15 protein-coding genes are annotated in these 25871 nt (G+C 72.6%); 7 read left to right on the top strand and 8 right to left on the bottom strand.

Features of this window, described 5'->3' with window-relative positions; genetic code table 11:
- Positions 1-26: 26 nt before the first annotated feature.
- From ACIBO8_RS30175 to ACIBO8_RS30165, 3 genes are read right to left on the bottom strand one after another with little or no spacing between them, the layout of a single operon-like run.
- The gene (locus ACIBO8_RS30175; RefSeq protein ID WP_396118753.1) at positions 27-1049 is read right to left on the bottom strand and encodes a methyltransferase; all 1023 of its coding nucleotides are present in this window, start codon (positions 1047-1049) and stop codon (positions 27-29) included.
- Positions 1050-1071: 22 nt separating this feature from the next.
- A complete protein-coding gene (locus ACIBO8_RS30170; protein ID WP_396118752.1) occupies positions 1072-2292 on the bottom strand; it encodes a cytochrome P450 in 1221 nt (406 codons plus the stop codon).
- 12 nt (positions 2293-2304) lie between these two features.
- Positions 2305-3327 (bottom strand): methyltransferase, encoded by a 1023-nt coding sequence (locus ACIBO8_RS30165; protein ID WP_396118751.1) that lies wholly within the window; start codon positions 3325-3327, stop codon positions 2305-2307.
- A 178-nt stretch (positions 3328-3505) separates the two neighbouring features.
- Here ACIBO8_RS30165 and ACIBO8_RS30160 point away from each other — a divergent pair, with 178 nt between their 5' ends.
- Positions 3506-4411 carry a proline iminopeptidase-family hydrolase gene (locus ACIBO8_RS30160; protein WP_396118750.1) on the top strand — a complete coding sequence of 302 codons (906 nt, stop codon included), beginning with the start codon at positions 3506-3508 and terminating at the stop codon, positions 4409-4411.
- Here the strand turns inward: ACIBO8_RS30160 and ACIBO8_RS30155 are convergent.
- From ACIBO8_RS30155 to ACIBO8_RS30140, 4 genes are read right to left on the bottom strand one after another with little or no spacing between them, the layout of a single operon-like run.
- Positions 4401-5915 carry a GMC family oxidoreductase gene (locus tag ACIBO8_RS30155; RefSeq protein WP_396118749.1) on the bottom strand — a complete coding sequence of 505 codons (1515 nt, stop codon included), beginning with the start codon at positions 5913-5915 and terminating at the stop codon, positions 4401-4403. The genes ACIBO8_RS30160 and ACIBO8_RS30155 overlap by 11 nt on opposite strands.
- A 26-nt stretch (positions 5916-5941) precedes the next feature.
- Entirely contained in the window at positions 5942-7162 is a 1221-nt protein-coding gene (locus tag ACIBO8_RS30150; protein WP_396118748.1) for a beta-ketoacyl-[acyl-carrier-protein] synthase family protein, read from the bottom strand.
- Positions 7159-7407 (bottom strand): acyl carrier protein, encoded by a 249-nt coding sequence (locus tag ACIBO8_RS30145; RefSeq protein WP_396118747.1) that lies wholly within the window; start codon positions 7405-7407, stop codon positions 7159-7161. Before ACIBO8_RS30145 ends, ACIBO8_RS30150 begins: the two co-directional genes overlap by 4 nt.
- Before the next feature lie 50 nt (positions 7408-7457).
- Positions 7458-8459 carry a beta-ketoacyl-ACP synthase III gene (locus ACIBO8_RS30140; protein WP_396118746.1) on the bottom strand — a complete coding sequence of 334 codons (1002 nt, stop codon included), beginning with the start codon at positions 8457-8459 and terminating at the stop codon, positions 7458-7460.
- A gap of 172 nt (positions 8460-8631) precedes the next feature.
- Between ACIBO8_RS30140 and ACIBO8_RS30135 the strand changes: the two genes are divergently transcribed.
- The gene (locus ACIBO8_RS30135) at positions 8632-9135 is read left to right on the top strand and encodes a MaoC family dehydratase (RefSeq protein ID WP_396118745.1); all 504 of its coding nucleotides are present in this window, start codon (positions 8632-8634) and stop codon (positions 9133-9135) included.
- On the opposite strand, the gene ACIBO8_RS30130 is transcribed toward ACIBO8_RS30135, so the two are convergent.
- Positions 9119-9895 carry a BTAD domain-containing putative transcriptional regulator gene (locus ACIBO8_RS30130; RefSeq protein ID WP_396118744.1) on the bottom strand — a complete coding sequence of 259 codons (777 nt, stop codon included), beginning with the start codon at positions 9893-9895 and terminating at the stop codon, positions 9119-9121. The genes ACIBO8_RS30135 and ACIBO8_RS30130 overlap by 17 nt on opposite strands.
- A gap of 217 nt (positions 9896-10112) precedes the next feature.
- Between ACIBO8_RS30130 and ACIBO8_RS30125 the strand changes: the two genes are divergently transcribed.
- Genes ACIBO8_RS30125 through ACIBO8_RS30105 form a run of 5 tightly spaced genes read left to right on the top strand, consistent with a single transcriptional unit; the run spans position 10113 to position 25870 of the window.
- Positions 10113-10961, top strand: a complete 849-nt coding sequence (locus ACIBO8_RS30125; RefSeq protein WP_396118743.1) for a DUF5829 family protein — start codon at positions 10113-10115, stop codon at positions 10959-10961.
- A gap of 27 nt (positions 10962-10988) precedes the next feature.
- A complete protein-coding gene (locus ACIBO8_RS30120; RefSeq protein ID WP_396118742.1) occupies positions 10989-15974 on the top strand; it encodes an amino acid adenylation domain-containing protein in 4986 nt (1661 codons plus the stop codon).
- Positions 15971-20362 carry a MupA/Atu3671 family FMN-dependent luciferase-like monooxygenase gene (locus tag ACIBO8_RS30115; RefSeq protein WP_396118740.1) on the top strand — a complete coding sequence of 1464 codons (4392 nt, stop codon included), beginning with the start codon at positions 15971-15973 and terminating at the stop codon, positions 20360-20362. The genes ACIBO8_RS30120 and ACIBO8_RS30115 overlap by 4 nt, the downstream gene beginning before the upstream one ends.
- A gap of 58 nt (positions 20363-20420) precedes the next feature.
- Positions 20421-24635, top strand: a complete 4215-nt coding sequence (locus tag ACIBO8_RS30110; RefSeq protein WP_396118739.1) for a type I polyketide synthase — start codon at positions 20421-20423, stop codon at positions 24633-24635.
- A complete protein-coding gene (locus ACIBO8_RS30105; protein WP_396118738.1) occupies positions 24635-25870 on the top strand; it encodes an amidohydrolase family protein in 1236 nt (411 codons plus the stop codon). Before ACIBO8_RS30110 ends, ACIBO8_RS30105 begins: the two co-directional genes overlap by 1 nt.
- The last annotated feature ends 1 nt before the right edge of the window (position 25871 follow it).

The following is a 25871-nucleotide window of genomic DNA, read 5'->3' as shown; positions in this document are numbered from 1 at the left end:
TCGGGAAGACGTCAGCATAGCCACGCTCAGAGCGCCACGACTTCCGTGATCGACATCGCCGACGGCGTGGGAACCACCCGGCTGATCCGCAGTCCGGCGGCCGACAAGAGCTTCGTGAGCTCCTCCTCGGTGCGTTCCTTGCCCTCGAACACGGCCATCATCAGCACGTCGGACGTGGGGTTCGGCTGCTCGGCGCCGGCCGGCGGGACGACGATGTCGATGATGAGCAGTCTCGCGGACTCGTTCATCGCCGCCCGGCAGGTGCGCAGGATGCGGACGGCCTCCTCGTCGCTCTTGTCGTGGATGATCCGCTTGAGCAGGTAGACGTCGGCGCCGGAGGGCAGCTCGGCGAAGAAATCGGCCTCGGTGAGCTCGAACCGGCCGGCGACGGCGGGATGGGTCATCCGGTGCCGCTCCAGCACCTCGGAGCGGTCGACCAGGACGCCGCGCAGCCCGGGATTGGCCACCAGCACCGCCTGCAGCATCCCGCCGAGCCCGCCGGCGACGTCGACGACCGTGCCGGACGCCGGGAAGTCGTAGCTCTGGGCTATGCCCGTGTGCTCCAGCACCGACAGGTCCGCCATCGCATCGACGAACAGGTCGTTCTTGGCCGGTTCCTTGCTGAGGTGCTCGAAGATCTGGGCGCCGAAGACCTTGTCGAAGACCGTCGTGCCGCGCCGTACGGTCTCGTCGAGGTGCCCCGCCGGCCGCCAGTACAGCTCGTCGGTGAAGAGCAGCACCAGATTTCGCAGGGGTGCCGGGGAGTCCCGGCGCAACACGCTCGCCGCGGTCGTCAGGGCGAAGCTGCCGTCGGGCTGCTCGCTGAACACCCCGCGGGTGGCCAGGAACCGCAGCAGCCGGCGCAGGTGGCCGCTGTCCACGCCGGACCTGCGGGCCAGTTCCTCCGCGGGGAGCGGCCCTTCGGTGAGGTGGTCGGCGATCCCGGCGCCGGCCGCCGCCCGCAGCGCCGCCGGGTAGAGGTAACCCAGTGCGTCGCCGAGCAGCTGCCGTACCGCCGCGCCGATGTCCTTCGGGTCCGAGCTGATCACGAGCAGGCCTTCCGTTCGGGTGTCACCACGTGACGAGGAACCGTTCGAAGCCGCCGAGCGCGGCGTTGTTCTTCCATTGCAGGTCGTCCACCGGCTCCACCATCCGCAGGCCGGGGAAGCGGTCGAACAGCGCGCGCAGCCCGATGCGTACCTCCAGCCGGGCGACCGGCGCGCCGAGGCAGAAGTGCGGGCCGTGGCCGAACCACACCTGCGACGGCTGGTGCCGCCGGATGTCGAACGCCTCGGGGTTCTCGTAGATCCGGGGGTCGCGCAGCGCCGTTTCGTAGTTCACGACCATCGCCGTGCCCCTCGGGATGTCCACCCCGTGCATCGACACGTCCTCGGTCGCGATGCGGGGGAACGGCGAGACGCCCGGGATGCCCAGCCGCGAGATCTCCTCGGTCGCTGCCGTCCAGAGCTCGGGGTCGGCCTTCAGCGCCGCCAGCTGGTCGGGGTGCCGCAGCAGGTTCAGCACCCCGGCCGTGAGCACGGTGGCGCTCGTCTCGTGCCCGGCGACGAGCAGGAAGGTGCCCAGCGACACCAGTTCCGTCTCGGTGAGGGTGCCCTCCGCGTCGGACTGGGCCGCCAGCACGCTGAGGAAGTCGTCACCGGGGTCGGCGCGCTTGTCGGACACCAGCTTGACGAAGTAGCTGCGCAGGGCGACGTACGCCGCGGCGATCTCCTCGGCGGTCGAGGCGATCGTCATGATCGTCTCGGTCCACTCGGTGAACAGGGGCCAGTCCTCGAACGGCACGCCGAGCATGTGCGAGATGATCCGCAGGGGCAGCGGCCGGGAGAACATCTCGTTGAGGTCGACGGGCCCGTCCGCCGCGGCCATGGCGACCAGGATGTCGTCGACGATGGACTCGATCTCCGGCGTCAGCGCGGCGATCCGGGCCGGGGTGAAGGCCTGGGCCGCGAACTTGCGGATCCGGGTGTGCCGCGGGGGGTCCATGTTCATGATGGAGTCGGGACTCGGCCGTACGGCCTGGGAGCGCGGCGCGTATTCCCCGCACACCGCGGCGCGGCTGAACACCCGGTCGGTGAGCACCCGCTTCAGGTCGTCGTGCCGGGTCACCAGCAGCGCCGGGTCGCCGGTCACCATGGAGACCGGGCAGACCGGCTGCTCCTCGCGCAGCCGGCCGAAGATCTCCGGTATCTCGATCGGGTTCGTCCGGTGGATCGGCAGGGCCAGCCGCTCGGGCCCGGTGTCCGGGCGTGGGGTCAGCATCTCGCTCGACATGGTCTCCCCACCTCAGGCCGCGACGGCCTCGACGACGGAGACCGAGCCCGGCGTGGCGATGACGCGCTCCAGCCGGAGGTCCGCCTGCGCGAACAGGGCCTTCAGTTCCGCCTCCGTACGCTCCTTGCCGTCGAAGACGATCATCATCGCGATGTCGGACAGCTTGGCGGGGTGCGGGTCGTTGCCGAGCGGCACGACCGTGTCGATCACCAGGACCCGGCCGCCCTCGGCCATCGCGTTCCGGCAGCCGCGCAGGATGCGGACGCTGTCCTCGTCGTTCCAGTCGTGCAGGATGCGCTTGAGCAGGTACACGTCCGCGCCGGACGGGATGGCGTCGAAGAAGCTGCCGCCCTCGACCCGCCAGCGCCCGTCGAGCGCGGGAACGTCCAGCCGGTGTCCCTTCACCACCACGTCGCGGTCGAAGAGCACGCCGGTGACGTCCGGGTTGGCCTCGAGGACCGCGCGCAGCAGCCCACCCTGGCCGCCGCCGACGTCCACCACGGTGGAGCCGGGCGCGAACTCGTAGTTCGCCACGATGGGGCCGTGTTCGGTGGCGGACAGGTCGTCCAGTGCGGTGTGGAACGTCTGGCCGCTGTCCTGGTGCTGCTCGAGGTATTCGAACAGCGACGAGCCGAAGATGTCCGGGAACGCCGTGGTGCCGTTGCGGACCGTGTCGTCCAGGCGCCCGGCGGGCAGCCAGTACATCTCGTCGGTCAGCAGGTTCACGACCGAGGCCATCGCCAGCGGCGAATCGGTACGGAGCAGGTTGCTGGCGGTCGTGAGGTGGAACGCGCCCTCCGCGTCCTCCTCGAACAGCCCGCGGGTGGCCAGGAACCGCAGGACCCGCCGGAGGTGGTCCGCGCTCGCCTTGCTCAGCTCGGCGAGCTCCTCGGGGCTCTTGGCGCCCTCGGCCAGGTGGTCGGCGATGCCGAGGGAGACGGCGACGCGCATCGCGGCGGGGTAGAGGTAGCCGAGAGAGTCCCCGAGCACCTGCCTGACCGCCGCACCGATGTCGTTCTGCTGCGCCTGACTCAACGGATACCTCCGAGGTGACTTGGATCGACGATCAGACCGGCCCAGTCTCGCGACGGCGGCTGACGTGTCATTGACGGCTGGTTGACCGGGTGCTGACGACGACCGGGGATCAGGGCGTGGTCAGTGATCGGTCAGCGCGCCGCCGGACACTCGCCGGAAACGACGGAGGGAGACGGCGATGCGGATCACCGAGGGCGTGCTGGAGCGCGGCGACCTCACCACCTGGTACCAGGTGGTCGGTGACCTCGGCGCGGACGACACCCGGAGCCCGGTGGTCGTCTGCCACGGCGGTCCGGGGCTGACGCACGACTACCTGTCCCCGCTGGGGGTGCTCGCGGAGTCCGGCCGTCCGGTCGTGTTCTACGACCAGTTCGGTAGCGGCCGCTCGGGACACCGGCCCGGTGCGGACGCCGCCTTCTGGACGGTCCCGCTGTTCCTGCGGGAGCTGACCGACCTGATCGCCCACCTCGGCATCGGCGAGTACCACCTGCTCGGGCACTCCTGGGGCGGGATGCTGGGCCTCGAGCTGGCCGCGCAGGCGCCGGCCGGCCTGCGTTCCCTCGTCGTCGCCGACGCCTTCGCCCGCTCGCGGACGTACAGCAGGGAAGTGGCAGGGCTGGTCGCCGCGCTGCCGGAGGACGTCCGCAGCACCATCGAGCGGCACGAGGCGGCCGGAAGCACGGAGCACCCTGAGTATCAGGAAGCGGTGCGCGCGTTCTACCGGCTGCACGTGTGCCGGTGCCGCCCGGTGCCCGGAGACGTGCTCAGAACGCTGGGCGCGCTGGCCGAGGACCCCACGGTCTACCTGGCCATGGCGGGGCCGAGCGAGTTCCGGCTGACGGGGAACCTGCGCGACTGGGACATCACCGGGCGGCTCGGCGGGGTCCGGGCCGAGGTGCTGATCGTGTCGGGCCGCCACGACGAGGTCACGCCCGGGGCGGTGGCAGAACTGCACGCGGCGCTGCCGGGCTCACGGTGGGAGCTGATCGAGGACGCCAGCCACATGCCGCACCTCGAGACCCCCGGGCGATTCCTCGAGCTCGTGGAGAAGTTCCTGGACGGCGCCGACGGCGTCAGGCCATGAAGGCGGCGGCCTGCTCGCCGACCAGCAGGGCCGGGGCGTGGGTATTGCCCGTGGGGACGCTGGGGAACACCGAGGCGTCCGCCACCCGCAGGCCCTGGACGCCGTAGACCCGTAGCCGTGGATCGACCACCGCCTCCGCGTCGGTGCCCATCCGGCAGGTGCCCGACTGGTGGTGGTACGTGGTGACGGTGGCGCGCAGATACTCCCGGAGCGACCGCTCGGACTGCACGCCGGGTCCGGGGTGGCACTCGACCGCGTCCCACTCCTTCTCCAGCACCCGGGCACGGCCGATCTCGCGGCACAGCGTCACCGCCGCCGCCAGCGTGTCGACGTCGGCGGCGGTACGCAGGATCGCCGGGTCGATCAGCAGCTCGTCCCCGGGGTCCGCGCCGGTCAGGCGTACGGTTCCGCGGCTGGTGGGGCGGACCAGGCCGGCCTGCATCGTGAAGCCGGTCGGCGGCCCGGCGAGGCCCGGCTGGTACATCGGCACCGGGAAGTTCAGCGGCTGCACGTCCGGCACGACCAGCCCGGGCTGGCTGCGCCAGAACAGGTGGGTCTGCGCGGGGCCGATCCCCGCCGACGGCCGTCCCGGATCCCGCCCGGTCCCGACGATCACCGGCACGAGCAGGTGATCGTGCAGGTTCCGGCCGACCCCGGGCAGCGCCACGCGGACCTCGATGCCGACCGAGCGCAGGTGCTCGGGATCTCCGACGCCGGAGAGCATCAGCACCCGCGGCGATTCGATCGCCCCCGCACTGAGGACGACCTCACCCGAGCAGGAGGCCTGCTCGACCTGTCCGTCACGCAGCCACTCGACGCCGACGCAGCGGGTGCCCTCCAGCATCAGCCGCCGGACGCGCGCGCCGGTCAGCACGGTGACCCCGTCCGCCTCGGCGAGGTACGCACGGAAGGCGCTTCTGCGCTGCCCGCCGGACACGGTGAACTGCACCCGCGACACGCCGTCGGGCGTACCGGTGTTGTAGTCGGGGTTGTAGGCGATGCCGGTCTCCACGGCTGCCTCGATCAGCGACTCGTGGACCGGATCCGTGCGGTACCGGGTGGTCACCGGCACCGGGCCGCCGGTGCCGTGCCACTGGTCGGCGCCGGCATCGAAGTCCTCGATCCGCTTGAACACCGGCAGCACGTCCGCCCAGGACCAGCCGTCGTTGCCCAGGTAGGCCCAGTGGTCGTAGTCGGCAGCCGCGCCCCGGGTGTAGATCATGCAGTTGAGCGAGCTCGATCCGCCCAGCACCTTGCCGCGCGGCCAATGCAGCCGGCGCCCGGCCGCGTCCTGCTGCGGCGTGGTCAGGTACGCCCAGTCGCGCTCGCCGAACCACAACTCGCCGAAGCGCCGGGGGTCGTGGATCGCCGGGTCGGTGTCGGCGCCCCCCGCCTCCAGGAGCAGCACGCGGGCGCCCCGATCAGCCGTCCGGCGGGCCACGACGCAGCCCGCCGATCCCGCACCCACCACGATCACGTCGAATTCGGCGCCGTCGGTCGGCATGGTCCTCCTTGGAACACGAGTTGGTGTCAGGGCGTGAACACGAGCACGGCGTTCTGGCCGCCGAACCCGAACGAGTTGCTCACCGCGACCTCGACCGGCTGCGCGCGGGCCGCCTTGGCCACGACGTCGAGCTCGATCTCCGGGTCCAGGCTGTCCAGGTTCGCCGTCGGCGGCACCGACGCCTGCTGCACGGTCAGCGCGGTCACGGCCGCCTCGATCGCACCGGCGGCGCCGAGCGAGTGCCCCACGACGCCCTTGACCGAGGTCACGGAGGCCCGGTCGCCGAGCGTACGGCGCAGCATCCGTGCCTCCGTGACGTCGTTGAGCGGTGTCGACGTCCCGTGCGCGTTGACGTGGTCGACGTCGGCGATCCCGAGGCCGGCGTCGGCGAGGGCGGCGGACAGGGCCCGTGTCGCGCCGGCCCCGGTCGGGTCGGGCGCGGTCATGTGGTGCCCGTCCGCGGAGCTGCCGTACCCGGCGACCCGGGCGCGAATGGTGGCGCCGCGAGCGCGGGCGTCTGTCTCGCGTTCCAGCACGAGGATCCCGCTGCCCTCACCGACGACGAACCCGTCCCGGTCCACGTCGAAGGGGCGGGACGCGGCGGCCGGGTCGTCGAGGCGGCCCGAGAGCGCACCCATCCGGGCGAACCCGGTGACGATCAGGGGGCTGACGCCGGCCTCGGCGCCCCCGGTGAGGACGACGTCGCACAGATCGTCGCGCAGCAGGGCCATGGCCGACCCGATCGCCGTGGCCCCGGAGGCGCAGGCGGTGGCCGTGACGAAGTTCGGCCCGGTCGCGCCGAAGCGGATCGCCAGATGACCCGCCACCATGTTCGGCACCAGCATCGGGATCAGCAGCGCCGACACGGTCTCCGGCCCGGGGCCCAGCAGCTGGCGATGCTGCCGCTCCCAGGTGGACACGCCGCCGAGCCCGCAGCCGATCACCACGCCGACCCGCGCACCGTCCCAGGTCGACGGGTCGAGGCCGGCATCCGCGATCGCCTCGGCCGCCGCGGTCAGCCCCAGCTGGACGAACCGGTCGTGACTGAGCTCGCTGCGCCGGCCCACGTGCCGGGCCGGGTCGAAATCCGGGACCGTGCAGGAGATGTCCACCGGGAGCCCGGCCAGCTTCGGGTCCCGGCGCGCGGTCGGCGTACCGGACCAGATCATCTCCCGGTTGGCGGCGACGCCGATGCCGGCGGCGGTGACCAGGCCGAGGCCGGTCACCGCGATCGCCGGACGGGTCATGACGCCGCCGCCGCGGCCACCTGCTTCTCGATCATGTCGGCGGCGTGCTCGATGGTGTCCCGCGGGGTGGCGGTGTCCTCGCTGATCCGCACGCCGGTCGTGGTCTGCACCTCCAGGAGCAGCTCGACCATGAACAGCGAGTCCATCTCCAGCTCCTCGAAGGTGATGCCGGGCTGGATCTCGTCGCGCTCGACCTTGAACTTGGTCACCAGCAGGTCGACCAGGGTTTCGTACATGGTGCTCATCTCGGGACTCCTTCATCCGTCGGGGAATGGGTGGTCGAGGGGCGGCCGGCTCACCCCCGGTTCAGCGCCGGCCAGGTGAGTACGGTCGACCCCCAGGTCAGGCCGCCGCCGAACGCGGTGAGCAGCACCCGGTGCCCGGGTCGCAGCAGCCCCGCCGCGCAGGCGTGGTCCAGTGCGAGCGGCACCGACGCCGCGGCCGTGTTGCCCACCTCGGCGATGTTGCTGACGCAGCGTTCGCGGGGAATGCCGAGGTTGTCGGCGAGCCGGTTGAGGATGCGCTGATTGGCCTGGTGCCCGACGAGCCGGTCGACGTCCTCGGTGGTCATCTTGGCCTGCTCCAGCACCGCCCGGCAGGAGTCGGACATCCGTTGCACGGCCCGCCAGAAGACCTCGCGGCCCGCCATCGTGAAGTAGTGGTCGCCCGGTTCCGGCGACGTCGCGGCCAGTCGTGACCGGGACCCGCCCGCCCGTACGGTGATCATGTCGTAGCCCTCGCCGTCGCTGCCCAGGTCGCAACGGCCGATCGCGCCGGGCTCGTCGGCCGTGCCCGCGCGCAGCACCACGGCGCCCGCGCCGTCGCCGAAGATCGCCGAGGTCGTACGGTCGGCCGGATCGAGGATGCTGGAGAACGTCTCGGCGCCGATGACGAGAACCCGATCGGCCGAGCCGCCCGCGATCAGCCCGGCGCCGGTGGCGAGGCCGTAGAGGAAGCCGGTGCACACGGCGTTGACGTCGTACGCGGCCGCGCCGGTCATGCCGAGGCGGCTCGCCACCAGCGGTGCCGTGCCGGGGCAGGGGCGGTCCGGCGTGGTGGTGGCCACCACGACCGTGTCGACCGTGGTCTCGCCCGCGGACTTGAGGGCGGCCGCGCCCGCGCCCACCGCCAGGTCGGAGGTCGCCATGCCGGGGTCCGCGTAGTACCGCTGCGCGATGCCCGTACGGGCCCAGATCCACTCGTCCGTGGTGTCGAGACGCGCGACGAGGTCCGCGTTGGACACGACCCGGGGCGGCAGGAAACTGCCGATCCCCACCAGCACTGCCGACCGGCTCACGTTGAATCCCTTCGCTGTCACCACTGTCAGTCTCTGCGGGAGCCCTGACCGGCCGGCGACCGCTCCTTGACCGGGCGCTGACCGATCACTGACGCCCCCGGCGCGGTCATCGGCTCGTCAACAGGCGGTCAGCGCGGCTCGGCACGCTGACCGCACGGAGCTGGAGGTGCAGGTGAGTCCTACAGACGTGATCCCCGGACCGCGGCGGGTGTTCGACGGCGTGCCCGCGCTGGCGGGAGAGGTGGGCCGGACCCTCGGCGTCACCCCGTGGCGACGACTCGAGCAGGCGGAAGTCAGCCGCTTCGCCGACGCGACGGGGGACCGGCAGTGGATCCACGTCGATCCGGACCGGGCCGCGGCCGGCCCGTTCGGCGGCACCATCGCACACGGCTACTACCTGCTGTCGCTGGTTCCGGCGCTGCTCGCCGAGATCTTCGAGGTGCGGGGCGTCGGTGCGGTGATCAACACCGGGGTGCGGGAGCTGCGGTTCCGGCACCCGGTGCCGGTGGGCGCCCTTTTCCGTGCGGCGGCCCGGCTCGACGCCCTCGAGACCAATCGCCGGGGTGTCGCGGATCTGGCGCTGTACGTCGAGTTCCACCTCGAAGGGCGTACCGATCCGGCGTGCACCGCGCTGGTGCAGCAGATGGTGCGGCCGCCGGTCAGCCGGCCGAGGTGACTCCCACCAGCCCGTCGGCCAGCGCCGGGTCCTGGGCGAGAATCTCGGCGTAGCGTTGCCGCAGGGGGCGGCTGGGCTGCAGTCCCAGTTCCTCGTCCAGATGCCGGCGCGTGCGGTGGAACGTCGCCAGGGCGTCGCTCTGCCGGCCGCAGCGGTAGAGCGCGAGCATCAGCTGCTCACAGAACACTTCCCGCAACGGGTATTGCGCGACCAGCGGGCCGAGATCCGCGGCGGCGGTCACGTTGTCACCCACGGCCAGCCGGGCGGTGGAGACGAGCTCCCACACGTCGAGCTTGCGCTCCTCGAAGAGCATCGCCGCCGAGCGGCAGCGCAGCCCGTCGCCGGCGTCGAGCAGGGCCGGGCCGCGCCAGAGCCGCATCGCCTCCTCGAGCAGCTCGATCGCGCGGTGCGGTTCGCTGCGCACCAGCGCGGCGCCGCGTGCGGCGAGCGTGAGAAACCGGCTGCCGTCCACCTCCTCCGGTGCGACGTCGAGCACGTAGCCGTTGGGCACCGCACGGATCGCGATGCCGCCGGGGCCGTCGACCAGCTTGCGCAGCCGGGCCGCGTGCGCCTGGACGGCATTGCGGGCGTTGGACAGCGACCGTCCCGACCACAGCTCGGTCGCGACGTCGTCGTAGGACAACGGGCGTCCGGGGTCCAGCGCGAGCGTGGCCAGCATCGCGCGGACCTTGCTCGCCCGAATGTCGCGCAGGGCACCGCCGACGTTCACGGAGACGGTGCCGAGTAGACGAATGAGCACGATTTCCCCCTCGCCGGGATGGGCGGTTCTCGCCGCCCAGAAAAGCACACCCGGCGCCGCTCCCGCCATTCTTTCCGGCCGCCGGTCGGAATTCTTACCCTGGACCGACCCAGGGGGTGCCCGGCCCCGGTACAGGGGTTCCCCCACTGCTTTCCCGGGGTCCGGCGGTGCAGACTCGCAACAGCTCGAATGTCCGCCGAGAATTCGGAGTGCCCGCATGGAGAAGACCGCCGTCCAGGCGCCGCCGGTGCCGCGCCTCGACCACGTCATGGTCCTGCTCGACCCCGCCGACTACCAGGCGGTCGCGGATGCTCCGTTCCTCGGCTCCCGCTTCGCGCGGCGCAAGCTGAAGCACGCGGACAGTTCGGTGGCGGGTTCGTACTCCACGTTGGGGCTCGCGGGGGACAACACCCTGATCGAGCTCTTCGGTACGCCCCCGGCCGGCGCGGGCGCCCTCGTCGGCGGGCTGGTGTTCTCCTTCGAGCAGCCCGGATCGTCGGCCCGGGCGCGGGCCGTGCTCGACGACGCCGGCGTCGCGTATCACCAGGATCTGGTGCGGCGCACGCTGCCCGGCCATGACGAGCCTCAGCCGTGGTACCACCGCATCAGCGTCGGGCTGGGCCCGGCATGCCCGATGGTGCTGTTCCTCAACGAGGTCACCCCGGCCTACCTGGCAGCCGTCGGGGCGGCCCCGGCGCCGGACGGATCCCTGACCCGGGCCGGCTATCTCGACGCCGTCGTGGGCGGGTCCGGCGACGGCATGCTGATGCGTGACATCGAGAGCGTCACCCTCGTCACCACCCCGGAGCGGGCCGCCCGGCTGACCGCCGCGCTGGCACCGGTCGGCTTCGCCGCCGGCGACGACGGCGTGCTCCGCGGGCCGGATCTGACCTTGCGGCTGTGCCCGGCGCAGGGCGCGCCGGAACGGATCACGGAAATCGGGATCCGACTGTCCGGCGCCGATACCGCCGAACAGCGTGAATACACCTTCGGTGCGGCGTGCCGACTCGTCATCGATTCGCCGGAATCCGGGCGAATGCTGTTCTCGCCGTCTTCGCATTCATGAGCATTCGCTAGAAGGAATTCAATGGTGATGGCCAAGAATACGCCCTTGTTCGCCGACATTTTCGCCCGGCAGGTGGCGCTCACGCCGCACACCGTCGCCGTCGAGTTCCGCACCCGCACGCTGACGTACCGGGAGCTCGACGACGCCGCCGCCCGCCTCGCCACCGCGCTGCGCGAGCGCGGCGCCGGGCCGGGCACCCTCGTCGGGATCTCCGGGAGCCCGTCGCACTACCTGCCGGTCGCCGTTCTCGGCGTCCTGCGCGCCGGGGCCGCCTGGTTGCCGCTCGACCCGGGCTACCCTGCCGAGCGCCTGCAATACATGATCGCCGACTCGGGGATCCGCCTCCTGGTGGCCGACCCCGTCTCCGCCGCGGTTCTCGGCCACGGCCTCGACGTGGTCGGCCCGGACGTCTCCACCGCGCCGTCGGCCGCCGTGCCGGTCGGCCCCCACGACGCGGCGTACGTCATCTACACCTCGGGATCGACCGGCCGCCCCAAGGGCGTCACCCTCACCCACGGCGGCCTGGCGAACCTCGTCGCCGCCCAGCAGGCCGCGTTCGACGTCGGTCCCGGGGACCGCGTCCTGCAGTTCGCGCCGTCCAGCTTCGACGCCTCGGTGTTCGAGACGGTGATGGCGCTGGCCACCGGCGCCACACTGGTGCTGGCCTCGCGGGACGCGCTGGCACCCGGTCCGGGCCTCACCGACCTGCTGCGCCGTGACGGGATCACGCATCTCACCGTCCCGCCCTCCGTCCTGGCCACGCTTCCCGCCGAGGAACTGCCGGCCCTGCGTACGGTGATCTGCGCCGGCGAGGCGCTGCCGGAGCACCTGGTGCGGCGCTGGCAGCCCGGGCGCCGGATGGTCAACGCCTACGGCCCGACGGAGACCACCGTCTGGGCCACCGCCGCCGACGTCAAGGCGGACGACGGGAAGCCGTCGATCGGCACCGCCATCCTCGGGGCCGACGTGGTCGTCGCCGACGACCGGCTGCGCCCGGTGCCGACGGGCGTGCCCGGCGAGCTGCTGATCGGCGGCGCCGGCGTGGCCCGGGGCTATCTCGGCAGGCCGGGACTGACGGCCCAGCGGTTCGTGCCCGACCCGGCCACGCCGGGCGGACGCCGGTACCGCACCGGCGATCTGGTCGTCCGCCATCCGGACGGCAACCTGGAGTTCCTCGGCCGGGTCGACAACCAGGTCAAGATCCGCGGTGTCCGGATCGAGCCGGAGGAGATCGCCCGGTGCCTCGCCGAGCACGACGCCGTCCACGACGCCGTCGTGGTGCCGCTCGACCTCGGCCGCGGCGACGAGCTCTACGGCTACGTCACCGGCACCGCCGATCCGCAGCAGCTCCTCGCGCACCTGCGGAGCCGGCTGCCCGAGCACACGGTGCCGGCCGACGTCGTCGTCCTCGACACGATGCCGCTCACCCCGAGTGGAAAGATCGACCGTTCGGCGCTGCCGGAACCGCCCCGCGGACGGTCCCACCAGGACTACGTCGCACCCCGGACCCCCACCGAGCAGGCGCTCGCGGAGATGATCGCGGAGCTGCTGCACCTGGAACGGGTCGGCATCCACGAGGAATTCTTCGCGCTGGGCGGGCATTCGCTGCTGGCCGGGCGCCTCGCCGCCCGCGTACGCCAGGAACTGGGCCGGGAACTGCCCTTGCGCCTGCTGTACCAGTCGCCGACCGTCGCCGGGATGGCGGCGGTGCTCGACGGCGGCGAGGGGCACGGGCTGACCCCACCGCCGATCGAGACCACCACCGGCGACGACCCCGCACCGCTGTCCTTCCCGCAGGAGCGCGTGTGGTTCCTCGAGAAGCTCGTCCCCGGCAACCTCGCCTACAACGCGCAGGCGACGCTCCGGCTGCGAGGACCCCTCGACCCGGACGCCCTGCGGGCCACCCTCACCGAGATCGTGCGCCGGCACGAGGTGTTCCGCTGCGCGTACGTCGCCGAGGCGGGTACGCCGACCCAGCGGCCGATGCCCCCGATGCCGGTCGAGCTCCCCATCGTCGACCTGACCGGACTGCCCGCCGGCGCGCGCGACGACCGCGTCGAGGAGATCGTCGCCGACACCGTGCGTACGCCCTTCGACCTCGCCCGCCCGCCGCTGGCCCGCTGGGTGCTGATCCGCCAGGCCGAGGACGACCACACGCTGGTGCACGTCGAACACCACCTGGTGCACGACGGCTGGTCCTTCGCCCTGTTCGTCCGCGAACTGCAGCGGATCTACCCGGCCGCCCTCGACGGCGAGGTTCACGACGCACTTCCGGAGCCGCGATACACCGACTTCGCGCGGTGGCAGCGGAACTGGCTGCGCGGTGACGTCCTCGACAAGTTCCTCGCGTACTGGACGTCCGAACTCGACGGGTGCCCCACCGCGCTGGAGCTTCCGCTCGACCGCCCGCGCCCGCGGGTGCAGAGTTTCCGCGGTGCCGTGCTGCGGGTCGACGTGCCGCCCGCGCTCAGCGGCCGGCTCCGCCACTACAGCCGGGCTCGCGGGGTCACGCTCTACTCGGTGATGCTCTCGGGCTTCGCCGCCCTGCTGTCCCGCCACGCGGGGCAGGACGAGGTCGTCGTCGGCAGCGGGGTGGCGAACCGTCGCCTCGCCGAGACCGAGGACCTGATCGGCATGATCGTCAACACCCTGGCGCTGCGGATCGACCTCCGGGGCGCGCCGGGCTTCGACGAGCTCGTCGGCCGCGCCCACGCCACCGTCGGCCGGGCCAGCCAGTGGCAGGACATGCCGCTCGAGCTGCTCGTGGACGCGCTGGACCTGCCGCGTGACCCGGGCCGCAACCCGCTGTTCCAGGCCATGTTCAGCTTCCACGACTCGCAGGTGCCCGAGCTGGACTTCGCCGGGGTCCGGGGCACCGTGCTCGAACGGCACAACGGCTCGGCCAAGACCGACATCAACGTCGTGGTGGTGCCCCGCGCCGAGCAGCGCGCCGGGCACGCGGTGCTCGACGACGCCGACCCGATCACGCTGATCTGGGAGTACGCCACGGATCTGTTCGACGCCGAGACCACCGCCGGGCTCGTCGAGCGGTATCTGGCGCTGCTCGACGCGGCGGTGGCGGACCCGGCCACGTCGTTCGACCGGCTGCCCATGCCCGTCGGTGAGCAGCCGTCGTCCGGTCCGGTCACCGACTACTCGGCCGGGCGGACGATTCCCGAGCTCTTCGCCGAGCAGGTCGCGGCTCGCCCGGATGCCCTCGCGATCGTCGACGGCGACCGCGAATACACGTACGCCGAACTCGACCGGCGCGCGAACAGCATCGCCCACGCATTGCGTGCCAACGGCGTGGGCCCCGACAGCCCGGTCGGCGTGCTGCTCCCGCGGGGCGGCGAGATGATCGTCGCGGTTCTCGCGGTGCTCAAGGCTGGCGGCGCCTACGTGCCGCTCGATCCCGGCTACCCGGCCGAGCGCCTGGAGCTGATGGCCGGCGAGGCGGATCTCGCCGCCGTCGTCACGCGCTCACCGTTCGGCGGGCTGCTGACCGGCCTCCCCGTGCTCACCATGGAGGACGTCACGAGCGCCGCGGCCGACGCGCCGCCGTTGACCGCAGGACCCCGCAACCTCGCCTACATTCTCTTCACGTCCGGTTCCACCGGCCGGCCGAAGGGCGTGATGGTCGAGCACCGGTCGGTGCTGCGGCTGGTGTGCGGTACGGACTACGCCGAGTTCCGCCCGGGCGAGCGCTTCGCCCAGGTCGCGGACGCCTCCTTCGACGCGCTCACCTTCGAACTGTGGGGGGCGCTCCTGCACGGCGGCACGGTGTGCGTCATCGACACCGAGACGCTGCTGACCCCCGGTGGCCTCGGCCGCGCGCTCGAACACCACGGCGTGACCGCGATGTTCCTCACCTCCGCGCTGTTCACCGAGGTGATGGCGGATCATCCCGGCTCCTTCGCGGGCCTGCGTACGCTGCTCGTCGGCGGCGATGCGCTCCACGCCGACCGCGTCCGGCGGCTGCTCGGCGCGCCCGCCGCGCAGCGGCCCGAGCGGCTCATGAACGGTTACGGGCCGACCGAGGCCACCACCTTCGCCGTCTGCCACCTCATCGAGGAAGTCCCCGCGGAGGCGACGTCGGTGCCGATCGGCCGGCCGATCGCCAACACCACCGCCCATGTGCTCGACGCCCACCTGGCGCCGGTGCCGGCCGGCGTGGCGGGCGAGCTGTACATCGGCGGTCCCGGTGTGGCGCGCGGCTACGCGGGGCGGCCCGGCCTGACCGCCCAGCGATTCGTGCCGGATCCCCACGCCGGCGACGGCGGCCGGCTGTACCGCACCGGCGACCTCGTCCGCCTCCGCCGGGACGGCCTGATCGAGTTCCTCGGCCGGGCCGACGGGCAGGTGAAGATCCGCGGCTTCCGGGTGGAGCCGGGCGAGGTCGAGGCCGTGCTGGCCGCCCACCCCGGCGTCGCCCAGGTCGCGGTCGTCGTCCAGGACGCACCCGGCGGACGCCGCCTCGCCGCCTACGTCGTGGGCGCGGCGACCACCGCGGAAATGCGGGACTTCCTGGCGGACCGGCTGCCCCCATACCTGATGCCTTCGCGCTTCGTCCGGCTGCCCGCGATGCCCATGACCGCGAGCGGCAAGGTGGACCGGGCCGCGCTGCCGCAGGGCGACGACCCGGACGAGGCGGCCGGCTACGAGCCGCCGCGTACCGCCACGGAGCTCGCGGTCGCCGAGCTCATCGCCGAGTCGCTCGGACTGACGCGGGTCGGCCGCGCCGACGACTTCTTCCGGCTCGGCGGCCACTCGCTGCTCGCCATGCGACTCGTCGCGCGGATCAACGAGCGGTTCGGGACCGACGTGCCGCTGCGCCGCTTCCTGCTCACCCCCACGGTCACCGCGCTCGCCGCCGAGGTGGACGCCGCGGCCGGGGCCGCCACGCCCGACCTGCTCGACACCGACGCCGCTTTCCTGGACCGGCTCGAGCACATGTCCGACGCCGATGTCGAGGAGTTGCTCCAGACCATGGCCGAGAACGAGGCCGACCGGTGACCGAGAACCCGGGAATCTCCGACCTGCCCGCCGATCCGGCCGCCCGCCGGGCACTGCTGGCGGAACGCCTGCGGGAACGCATCGCCACCCGCGGCCACGTCCTGTCGTACCCGCAGCAGCGTCTGTGGTTCCTCGCCCAGCTCGACCCCGGCAATCCGGTGTACGTCGTGCCGATGGTCTACCGGATCAACGGTCCCCTGGACGTGGCGGCACTCGACTACGCGCTGACCGAGCTCGTGCGCCGCCACCACGTGCTGCGGACGACGTTCCGCGTGGTCGACGGCGAACCGCGCCAGTTCGTCCAGCCGGCACCCCGCATCACCGTCGAGGTCCGCGACGCCGCCGACGCCACCGAGGCCGAGCGGATCTGTGCCGACGAGGCCAGGACCGCGTTCGACCTCGAGTCGGACCTGATGATCCGCCCGCTGCTGGTGCGGCTGGGCCCTACGGACCACCGGCTGTGCCTCACGCTGCACCACCTGGTCTGCGACGGCGCGTCACTCGGCATCATCGGCCGCGAACTGTCGGCGCTGTACCGCGCACACCGGACGGGCACGGCCGCCGACCTGCCCGAGCCGCCCCTGCAGTACGCCCAGTACGCCGAGCGTCAGCATGCCCGCCTCGCCGGGCCCGAGCTGGCCGAGATGCTGGAATACTGGCGCGACCGTCTCGCGGATGCGCCCGTCCTGGCCACCCTGCCCACCGACCGTCCGCGACCGCCGGTGCAGAGCCACCGGGGCGGGCACGTCCCGTTCACCGTGGGTTCGGCTCCCACCGCCGCGCTCGCCACGCTCGCCCGGGACAGCGCCGCTACGCCGTTCGCAGTGCTGCTCGCGGCGTTCGGCGTCCTCGTGCACGGCTACACCGGTGCGCAGGAGGCCATCGTCGGTTCGCCCGTCGCCGGCCGTACCACCGAGGCGGTCCGGCCGCTGATCGGGTTCTTCACCAACACCGTCGTCCAGCGCCTGGACCTCAGCGGCGATCCGACGTTCCGGGAGCTGGTGGGCCGGACCCGCGACGAGGCCCGGCTCGCCCTGGCACACCAGGAGCTGCCCTTCGAGAAGCTGGTCGAGGAGCTGCACCCGAGCCGGGACACCGCCCACAATCCGGTCTTCCAGTTGATGGTGAGTCACCAGGAGGGTGAGCAGGGCGAGCTGGTGCTGCCGGGCTGCGAGGTCAGGATGGTGCCCGGCGACACCGGAAGCGCGAAGTTCGATCTGACACTGGGCCTGACCAGCACGGGAGACACGCTGTCCGGGCGGCTCGAGTACGCGACCGACCTGTTCGACCGGGAGACCGCGCACCGGCTGGCCCGCCATTTCACCACGGTCCTCAGCGCCGCGGTGGCCCAGCCCGACGCCCGCATCAGCACCCTCCCGCTGCTGTCCGCCGAGGAGTCCCGGCACCTGCTCGCCGATCTCAACCCGGCACCGGTGCCGGTGCCCGACGCGCTGGTGCACGACCTGATCGCGCAGCAGGCCGCCCGGACGCCGGACGCCCCGGCGTTGATGCACGTCGACGACGCACCCGATCAGGCGCTGACCTACCGCGAGGTGGAGGCCCGCGCCGAGGCGCTCGCCGCGCGGCTGCGCGCCTGCGGCGTCGGCCCGGACGTCCCCGTGGGCGTGTACCTGCACCGGTCGCCGGACCTCGTGATCGCGCTTCTGGCCGTCCTCAAGGCCGGCGGCGCGTACCTGCCGCTCGACCCCGGATATCCGCACGCCCGGCTGGCGTTCATGGTCGCCGACGCGCGGGCCCGGGTCGTCGTGACCAGCGCGACCCTGGCGCAGCGCGCCACCCGGTTGCCCGCCGAGGCCCTGCTCGTCGACGAAACCGGCGGCGACGGGGCCGCACCGGTCGCCCCGGCGGCGCTGACCCCGGACAACCTGGCGTACGTCATCTACACCTCCGGGTCCACCGGCACGCCCAAGGGCGTCATGGTGACGCACCGCAACGTCGGGAACTTCTTCGCCGGCATGGATCCGCTGATCCCGGGCGCCGGCCCGGCGAGCTGGCTGGCCGTCACCAGCATGTCGTTCGACATCTCCGTGCTGGAGCTGCTGTGGACGCTGGCCCGCGGCCACCGGGTGGTGCTGCGCGGCGACGAACCCACCCGGACGACGGCGCCGGGCGGTGGCACGGTCGTTCCCGCCGCGGCGCAGGCGCGCACGATGGACTTCAGCCTCTTCTACTTCGGCGGTGACCGCGGCGGCGACCCGGCCGACCGGTACAGGTTGCTCATCGAGGGCGCGAAGTTCGCCGACCGGCACGGCTTCCACGCGGTGTGGACCCCGGAGCGGCACTTCCACGAGTTCGGCGGCCTGTACCCGAACCCGGCGGTCACCGGTGCCGCCGTCGCCGCCATCACCGAGCGCGTGCGGATCCGCGCGGGCAGCGTGGTGCTCCCGCTGCACGACCCGTTGCGCGTCGCCGAGGAATGGTCGGTGCTCGACAACATCAGCGGGGGCCGGGTCGGAGTGTCCGTCGCCTCGGGATGGCAGCCGGACGACTTCGTGCTCGCACCGGACACCTACGCCGATCGCAAGCAGGCCATGCTCGACGGCGTCGCCACCCTGCGGCGGCTGTGGCGCGGTGACAGCCTGACACGCCGCAACGGCGTCGGCCGTGACGTCGACGTCTCGGTCTTCCCGCCGCCGGTGCAGCGGGACCTGCCGGTGTGGATCACCAGCGCCCGCAGCCCGGAGACGTTCCGGCTGGCGGGGGAGCTCGGCGCCGGCCTGCTGACGCACATGCTGGGCCACTCCGCCGAGCAGCTCGCCGAGAAGATCGCCCTCTATCGCCAGGCGTGGCGCGAGGCCGGGCACCCCGGCGACGGCCGGGTCACGCTGATGCTGCACACGTTCGTCGGCGCCGATGCCGACGAGGTACGCGAGATCGTGCGCGAGCCGCTGTGCGCGTACATCAAGTCCTCCCTCGACCTGCTTTCCGGGCTGGGCGCGGCGATGGGCGACGACACCGACCCCCGGACGCTGCCCCCGGACGAGCTGGACATGCTGGTGGCGCGGGCGTTCGAGCGGTTCTTCGACACCTCCGGGCTGCTCGGTACGCCGGAACACTGCGCCGACCTCATCGACCAGCTCAAGGCCATCGGCGTCGACGAGGCGGCCTGCCTGATCGACTTCGGGGTGCCGCACGAGCAGGTGCTCGACGCGCTCGGCCAGCTCCGGCTGGTGCGGGAGCTGTCGGAGGACCGGAGCCGCCGGGTTCGCGCCGACGAGCCGATCGCCGCGCAGATCCGCCGGCACGGCATCACCCACCTGCAATGCACGCCGTCGGTGGCCGGGCTGCTGGTCGACGACGAGGACGCCGCGGCGCTCGGCGAGCTGACCGGCCTGCTCGTCGGCGGGGAGGCGCTGCCCGATCCGCTGGCCGAGCAGCTGGCCAAGAGCGTCCCGGCGGTCCGTTCGATGTACGGCCCGACCGAGGTGACCGTGTGGGCGACGAGTGCGGAGGTGAACGGCCGCCCGGTGGTCCTCGGTGAGCCGATGGCCAACACCCGGGCCTACGTCGTCGACGCCCATCTGCGGCCCACGCCTCCGGGCGTACCCGGCGAACTGCTGCTCGGCGGCCTCGGCGTGACCCGGGGCTATCTCGGGCGTCCCGCGCTCACCGCCGGGCGGTTCATCCCGGATCCGTTCTCGGGGATTCCCGGGCAACGGCTCTACCGCACCGGTGACCTCGTGCGCCGCGACGCCGAGGGCGCGTTGTGGTTCCTCGGCCGGCTCGACCACCAGGTCAAGATCCACGGCCATCGGATCGAGCTCGGCGAGATCGAGAACGTCGTGGCGGCGCATCCCGGCCTGCGGGCCGCGGTCGTGGTCGTGCGCGGCGAGCACGCGGGCCGCCGGATCGTCGCGTACGGCGTTCCCGCGAGCGAGAACGCACCGCCGGCGGCCGCGGACGTGCGCGCGTTCTGCGCCCGCACCCTGCCCGACTACATGGTGCCCGCGGACGTCGTGCTGCTCGACCGGCTGCCCAGCACGCCGAACGGCAAGGTCGCCCGGGACGCGCTGCCCGAACCGGGCCGGCAGGCGGCGCGCGAGTACCAGCCGCCGGAGGGCGCGACCGAGACCGGCGTCGCCCGCGTGTTCGCCCAGGTCGTCGGCGCCGAGCGGGTCGGCGCGCACGACAACTTCTTCGAGGTCGGCGGGAACTCGCTGCTCGCCGTACGGCTGCGGACGCTGCTGGTCCCCGTGCTGGGCGACCGGGTATCGCTCGTCGACATCTTCCGCTATCCCACGGTCCGGGGCCTGGTCTCGGCCTCGGGGGCGCAGCGCAGCGACGCCGGGATCGACCGGGCCCGCGAGTCTGCGGGCCGGCGCGCCGCCGCCTTCGCCCGGCGCCGTGCGGGACGGGACCGGGCATGAGCGACCGCACCGCACGGCGGCCAGGCCACGAGCAGCGCACAGGAGAGGCAGGAAACGGATGAGCGCGACCGAAGCCGAGGGGCTGGAGCCGATCGCCCTGGTCGGGGTCGCTTGCCGGGTTCCCGGCGCGCGGACCCCGCAGGCGTTCTGGCGCACCATGCGCGACGGCGTCGAGTCCATCACCCGGTTCGGCCGCACGGAGCTGCTGGCGGCGGGGATAGACGAGCAGACGCTGGCCGATCCGGACTACGTGCCCGCCTCCGGGCACCTGCCGGACGCCGATCGCTTCGACGCCGAGTTCTTCGGGTTCACCGCGGCCGAGGCCCGGACCATGGACCCGCAGCAGCGGATGCTGATCGAGACCGCCTGGGAGGCCATGGAGGACGCCGGTCACGACCCCGGCCGGTTCCCCGGCGACGTCGGCGTGTTCGCGGGCGCGTTCTTCACGAAGTATCTGCTGCAGAACCTCGCCACGAACGCGCGGTTCCAGCGTTCGCCGATGGCGCCGCTGGCCCGGATGTTCAACGACAAGGACTTCGTCGCCACCCGGGTCTCGCACCTGCTCGACCTGACCGGTCCCGCGCTCACCGTCCAGACGGCCTGCTCGACCTCGCTGGTCGCCACGCATCTCGCCTGTCAGTCGCTGCTGAGCTACGAGTGCGACGCGGCGCTGGTCGGTGGTGTGACGGTGAACGTACCGCTCAAGACCGGCTACCCGGTCGCGGAGAGCGGGCTGTTCAGCGCCGACGGTCACTGCCGTCCGTTCGACGTCACCGCCGGGGGAACCGTGCCGGGCAACGGCGTCGTCGTGGTCATGCTGCGCCGGCTCGCCGACGCCCTCGCCGACCGCGACCATGTGTACGCCGTCATCCGCGGCTCCGCCGTGAACAACGACGGGGCGATGAAGGCGGGGTACGCCGCCCCCAGCGTCGACGGGCAGCTTCGGGTGGTCACCTCCGCGCTGGCCGTCGCCGGCATCGATCCCGCCACCGTCGGATACGTGGAGGCACACGGCACGGCGACCCAGGTCGGCGACCCGATCGAGACGACCGCGCTCAGTCAGGCGTACGGCGCCGGCGGCATCGTCCCCGGCTCCTGCGCGCTGGGCTCCGTCAAGGCGAACATCGGTCACCTCGACGCCGCCGCGGGCCTGGCGGGACTGCTGCGGGCCGCCCTCGCCCTGCACCACGCGGAGGTGCCACCGGCCGCGAACTTCACCATGCCGAACCCGCACCTGCGGCTCGGCGAGACGCCGTTCTACGTACCGACGAAGGCCGAACCGTGGCGGACCACCGGGCACCCGCGGCGTGCCGGGGTCAGCTCGCTGGGTGTCGGCGGCACCAACGCGCACGTCGTCCTGGAGCAGGCGCCTGAGGTGCGGCGCCCCGCGACCCAGGCGCGGCAGTGGCAGCTGCTGCCGGTCTCCGCGCGGACCACCGCCGCGCTCGACAGCGCCACCCGCGGGCTCGCCGACGCCCTGTCGGCTGCCGGCGCGCCCGAACTGTCCGACGTGGCCTTCACGTTGCAGGACGGCAGGCGGGCCTTCGGGCTCCGCCGTGCCGTCGTCTGCACCGACCACGCCGACGCCGTACGGGTGCTGCGCGGCGAGGACCCGCGCCGGCTGGCCACCCGCTGCGCCCCGGACGGATCGCATGCCGCGGTGTTCGCATTCCCCGGCGGCGGTTCGCAGCACCCGAACATGGGTCTCGACATCTACCGTTCCGAACCGGTGTTCCGCGCCGAGGTCGACCGCTGCGCCGAGATCCTGCGGCCGCGTCTGGGCTTCGACCTGCGCCGGCTGCTGTTCCCGGCCGCGTTCACGCCCCTGGAGGGCCGCGAGCTCGCCGGGGGAGCGGCCACCATGGGCCGCGACCAGGGTGCGGGCGTCGTGTCCTCGCTCTTCGTGATCGAGTACGCGCTGGCCCGCCAGCTGATGGCCTGGGGCGTGCGACCGGCGGCCCTGCTCGGCCACAGCCTCGGCGAGTACGTCGCGGCCTGCCTCGCCGGCGTGTTCACCCTCGAGGGTGCTCTGGAGATCACCCTGGCCCGCGGTGAACTGTTCGCCGCGATGCCGCCCGGCTCCATGCTGGTCGTCGGGCTTCCCGAGGCCGAGGTCGCCGCGATGCTCTCCGACCGGGTGTCGGTGGCCGCCGTCAACGCCCCCGACCTCACCGTGGTCGCCGGGCCCGACGAGGACATCCTCGCGTTGCGCACCCGGCTGCGCGGGGATGACATCGACTGCCGCAAGGTCAGCGTCCCGGTCGCCAGCCACTCCTGGATGGTCGACCCCTACCTGGACGACTTCACCCGCAAGGTCGGCAAGATCAGCCTGGCGGCGCCGGAGCTGCCCATGCTCTCGGGGGTGACCGGCACCTGGCTCACCGCCGAGGAGGCCACCGACCCGGCGTACTGGGCCCGCCACCTGCGCCGGCCGGTACGGTTCGCCGACAGCCTGCGGCAGGCGCTGGCCCAGCCCGGCAGGGTGCTGCTGGAGGTCGGCCCCGGCCGTACCCTCAGCTCACTGGCCGGATCGCAGCGGCTCGCGCCGACTCCCGTCGCGGTGCCCACCATGAGCCTGCCCCGGGACGTCCTGCCCGACCTGGCCCATCTCGTCTCCGCCGTCGGGCGGCTGTGGCAGTCCAACGTCGATGTCGACTGGGTGGCGTTCCACGGCACGGCCGACCCCCGGCGGGTCTCCCTGCCGACGTATCCGTTCCAGGGCGAGCGGCACTGGATCGATCCGGGAGGACCGCGGGCCACCGAGAGCCTCGCTGCTGAGCCGGCCGGGCCCACGCCGCCGGAGCTGCGGCTCGACGACGGGTTCGTGGGTCCCCGCACCGAGCGGGAGCGGCGGATCGCCCGCATCTGGTGCGACCTGCTGGACCTGGAACGCGTCAGCGTCGACGACGACTTCTTCGACCTCGGCGCGCACTCGCTCATGGTCACGCAGCTCACCCGGGAGCTGCGCCGCATGGGCGCGGTCGATCTGAGCGCCCGTGACGTGTTCGCGGCGGGCACGGTCGCCGGCATGGCGGACCTCGTCGGCCGGGCACTCGGAGAGCCTCCCTCGGCACCCGCGGGCACCGGCATCGTCCTCGAGGACGAGGTCGTGCTGGAGGAGTCGATCACCGCGGCGGGGCTGCCACCGGTGACCGCGGGGGCGCCGGGAACCGTACTGCTGACGGGCGCGACCGGGTTCGTCGGTGCGTACCTGTGTGCCGAGCTCCTGCAACGCACCGATGCCACCGTCCTCTGCCTGGTCCGCGCGGCCGACCAGGAGAGCGGCCTGGAACGGGTACGGGCCAATCTGACCTCGTACGGCCTGCGGACCTCCTGGGGCGAGCGGCTTCGTGCGGTGCCCGGCGACCTGTCCCGGCCCCGGCTCGGGCTGGGCGAGGCCGAGTTCGCCGCGCTCGCCGAGCAGGTCGACGCGATCTACCACTGCGGTGCGTGGGTGAACTTCGTCCGCCCGTACCGTGCGCTGAAGGCCGCGAACGTGCTCGGCACGCAGGAGATCCTCCGGCTGGCCACCACCACCCGGCTGAAGCCGGTGCATCACCTGTCCACGCTGGCGGTCCTCGCCGGCGCGATGCGCCCCGACGTCGCCCGCATCGGCGAGGACGACCCGCTGCCGCCCGCGGTCGGGCACGACACCGCCTACAGCCAGAGCAAGTGGGTCGCGGAGGGGCTGATCGGCCTCGCGCGCGACCGGGGGGTGCCGGTGTCGATCTACCGGGCCGGCGGCGTGCTGGCGGACAGTGGCAGCGGCGCGTCCAACCGGGAGGACTACGTCACCAAGGTCATCCAGGGCTGCGTCCAGCTGGGGCTGGCGCCGGACCGTCGCTACGAGCTCTCCGTCGGCACCGTCGACCATCTGGCGCGGCAGGTCATCGATCTTTCGCTCGAGGCGGCGGCGCTCGGGCGTACCTTCCACACGATCGACCCGGACACCCTGCCGTGGAACACGATCTTCGAAGAGATCCGTGAGTTCGGCTACCCGGTCGCCTCCGTGCCGTTCGACCAGTGGCGCTCGGCCCTGGTGGAGCGGGTGGACAGCGACGGCGACGACAACGCCCTGGCGCCGCTGATGGCCATGATCGGCGAGACCCCGGACCGGGCGATGCCCGCCATCTCCTGCGACAACGTGCGCGACGTGCTGGGCGACCGCGCCGCGCCGGCACTCGACCGAGCCTATTTCACCAAGATGCTGGGGTTCTTCGTCAGCAACCGGTTACTGCCGCCGGTCCTCGCGGCGAAGAAGAGAGGTTCCTGATGAGCATGTTTCTCACCGGCGCCACCGTCATCGACGGCCTCGCCGACGAACCGGCCACCGACGTCCAGATCCTCGTCGAGGGGGAGCGGATCGCCGAGGTGGGCTCTCCCGGGCTGCCCGGCGACGCCGACCTCGTCGACCTGTCCGGGCTCACGCTGCTCCCCGGGCTGATCGACGCCCACGTCCACATCGGCCACTCCAGTGAGATGCGCGCGGTGCTGAACATGGAGCTGTCGGTCGCCGAACGCGCCGCCGACATCTTCCGGACCCTGCGCCAGACCCTCGACGCGGGTTTCACCGCGGTGCGCGACTGCGGCGGCATCGACCATGGTGTGCTGCGTACGGTCGGCCGCGGCCTGGTGCCGGGCCCGCGCATCTGGGCCTCGGCGTCCCCGCTGGTGCAGTGCGGCGGCCACGGCCACCTCGGCTCGCCGTTCGTGGGCCCGGACGAGACCTTCCACTTCCGGGTACGCGGGCTCACCGCGGTCGGGCGCATCTCCGACGGGTGCGACGAGGTCCGCAAGGCCGCCCGTGAATGCTTCCGCCAGGGCGCCAGCTTCCTCAAGATGGCGGTCACCGGCGGCGTGGTGTCGATCGCGGACAACCTCTCCGACACCCAGTTCACCGTGGAGGAGATAGCGACGGCGGTCGCTGAGGCGCATGCCCGCAACACATACGTCACCGTGCACGCCCACAACGTCCCCGGCATCCGCAACGCGGTGACGGCCGGCGTCGAGTGCGTCGAGCACGGCACCGGCATCGACGAGCCCACCGCGGCGATGATGGCCGCGCACGGCGTCAGCCTGGTGCCGACGCTGGCGATCGCCAAGGTGCTGGAGGAGAACTTCGACGTCCACGGGCTGCCCCCGCAGATCCGCGACCGCGTCTGCGGCACCATGGACGGGATGATCGACGGCATCCGGGCCGCCATGGCCGCGGGCGTGCCGGTGGGCTCCGGATCCGACCTGATCGGCCCCGACCAGAACCGCCGCGGCCTCGAGATCGCGCTGAAGGCGGAGGTCATCGGGGCGATGCCGGCGATCAAGTCCGCCACCTCCGTCAACGCGAAGATCATGCGAGTCGCCGACAGGATCGGCTCCATCGCCCCCGGCAAGTACGCCGACCTGGTAGCGGTCGACTTCGACCCGTTGACCGAGCCCGCCCTCTTCGACGATCCCGAGCGCGTGGTGCTCGTGATCAAGGGCGGCCGGATCGTCAAGGACACCCGCAAGTAGA

It is taken from the genome of Actinoplanes sp. NPDC049681 (assembly GCF_044465265.1).
Taxonomy (GTDB): Bacteria; Actinomycetota; Actinomycetes; order Mycobacteriales; family Micromonosporaceae; genus Actinoplanes.
The sequence above is the reverse complement of the archived record's forward strand: the minus strand, read 5'-3'. Positions and strand labels throughout refer to the sequence as shown.

Bases quoted from the DNA above. Each gene is read 5' to 3' on its own strand.
- ACIBO8_RS30170 (WP_396118752.1), bottom strand. From the start codon at position 2,292: ATGTCGAGCGAGATGCTGACCCCACGCCCGGACACCGGGCCCGAGCGG.
- ACIBO8_RS30160 (WP_396118750.1), top strand. From the start codon at position 3,506: ATGCGGATCACCGAGGGCGTGCTGGAGCGCGGCGACCTCACCACCTGG.
- ACIBO8_RS30155 (WP_396118749.1), bottom strand. From the start codon at position 5,915: ATGCCGACCGACGGCGCCGAATTCGACGTGATCGTGGTGGGTGCGGGA.
- ACIBO8_RS30150 (WP_396118748.1), bottom strand. From the start codon at position 7,162: ATGACCCGTCCGGCGATCGCGGTGACCGGCCTCGGCCTGGTCACCGCC.
- ACIBO8_RS30145 (WP_396118747.1), bottom strand. From the start codon at position 7,407: ATGAGCACCATGTACGAAACCCTGGTCGACCTGCTGGTGACCAAGTTC.
- ACIBO8_RS30125 (WP_396118743.1), top strand. From the start codon at position 10,113: ATGGAGAAGACCGCCGTCCAGGCGCCGCCGGTGCCGCGCCTCGACCAC.
- ACIBO8_RS30120 (WP_396118742.1), top strand. From the start codon at position 10,989: ATGGCCAAGAATACGCCCTTGTTCGCCGACATTTTCGCCCGGCAGGTG.
- ACIBO8_RS30110 (WP_396118739.1), top strand. From the start codon at position 20,421: ATGAGCGCGACCGAAGCCGAGGGGCTGGAGCCGATCGCCCTGGTCGGG.
- ACIBO8_RS30105 (WP_396118738.1), top strand. From the start codon at position 24,635: ATGAGCATGTTTCTCACCGGCGCCACCGTCATCGACGGCCTCGCCGAC.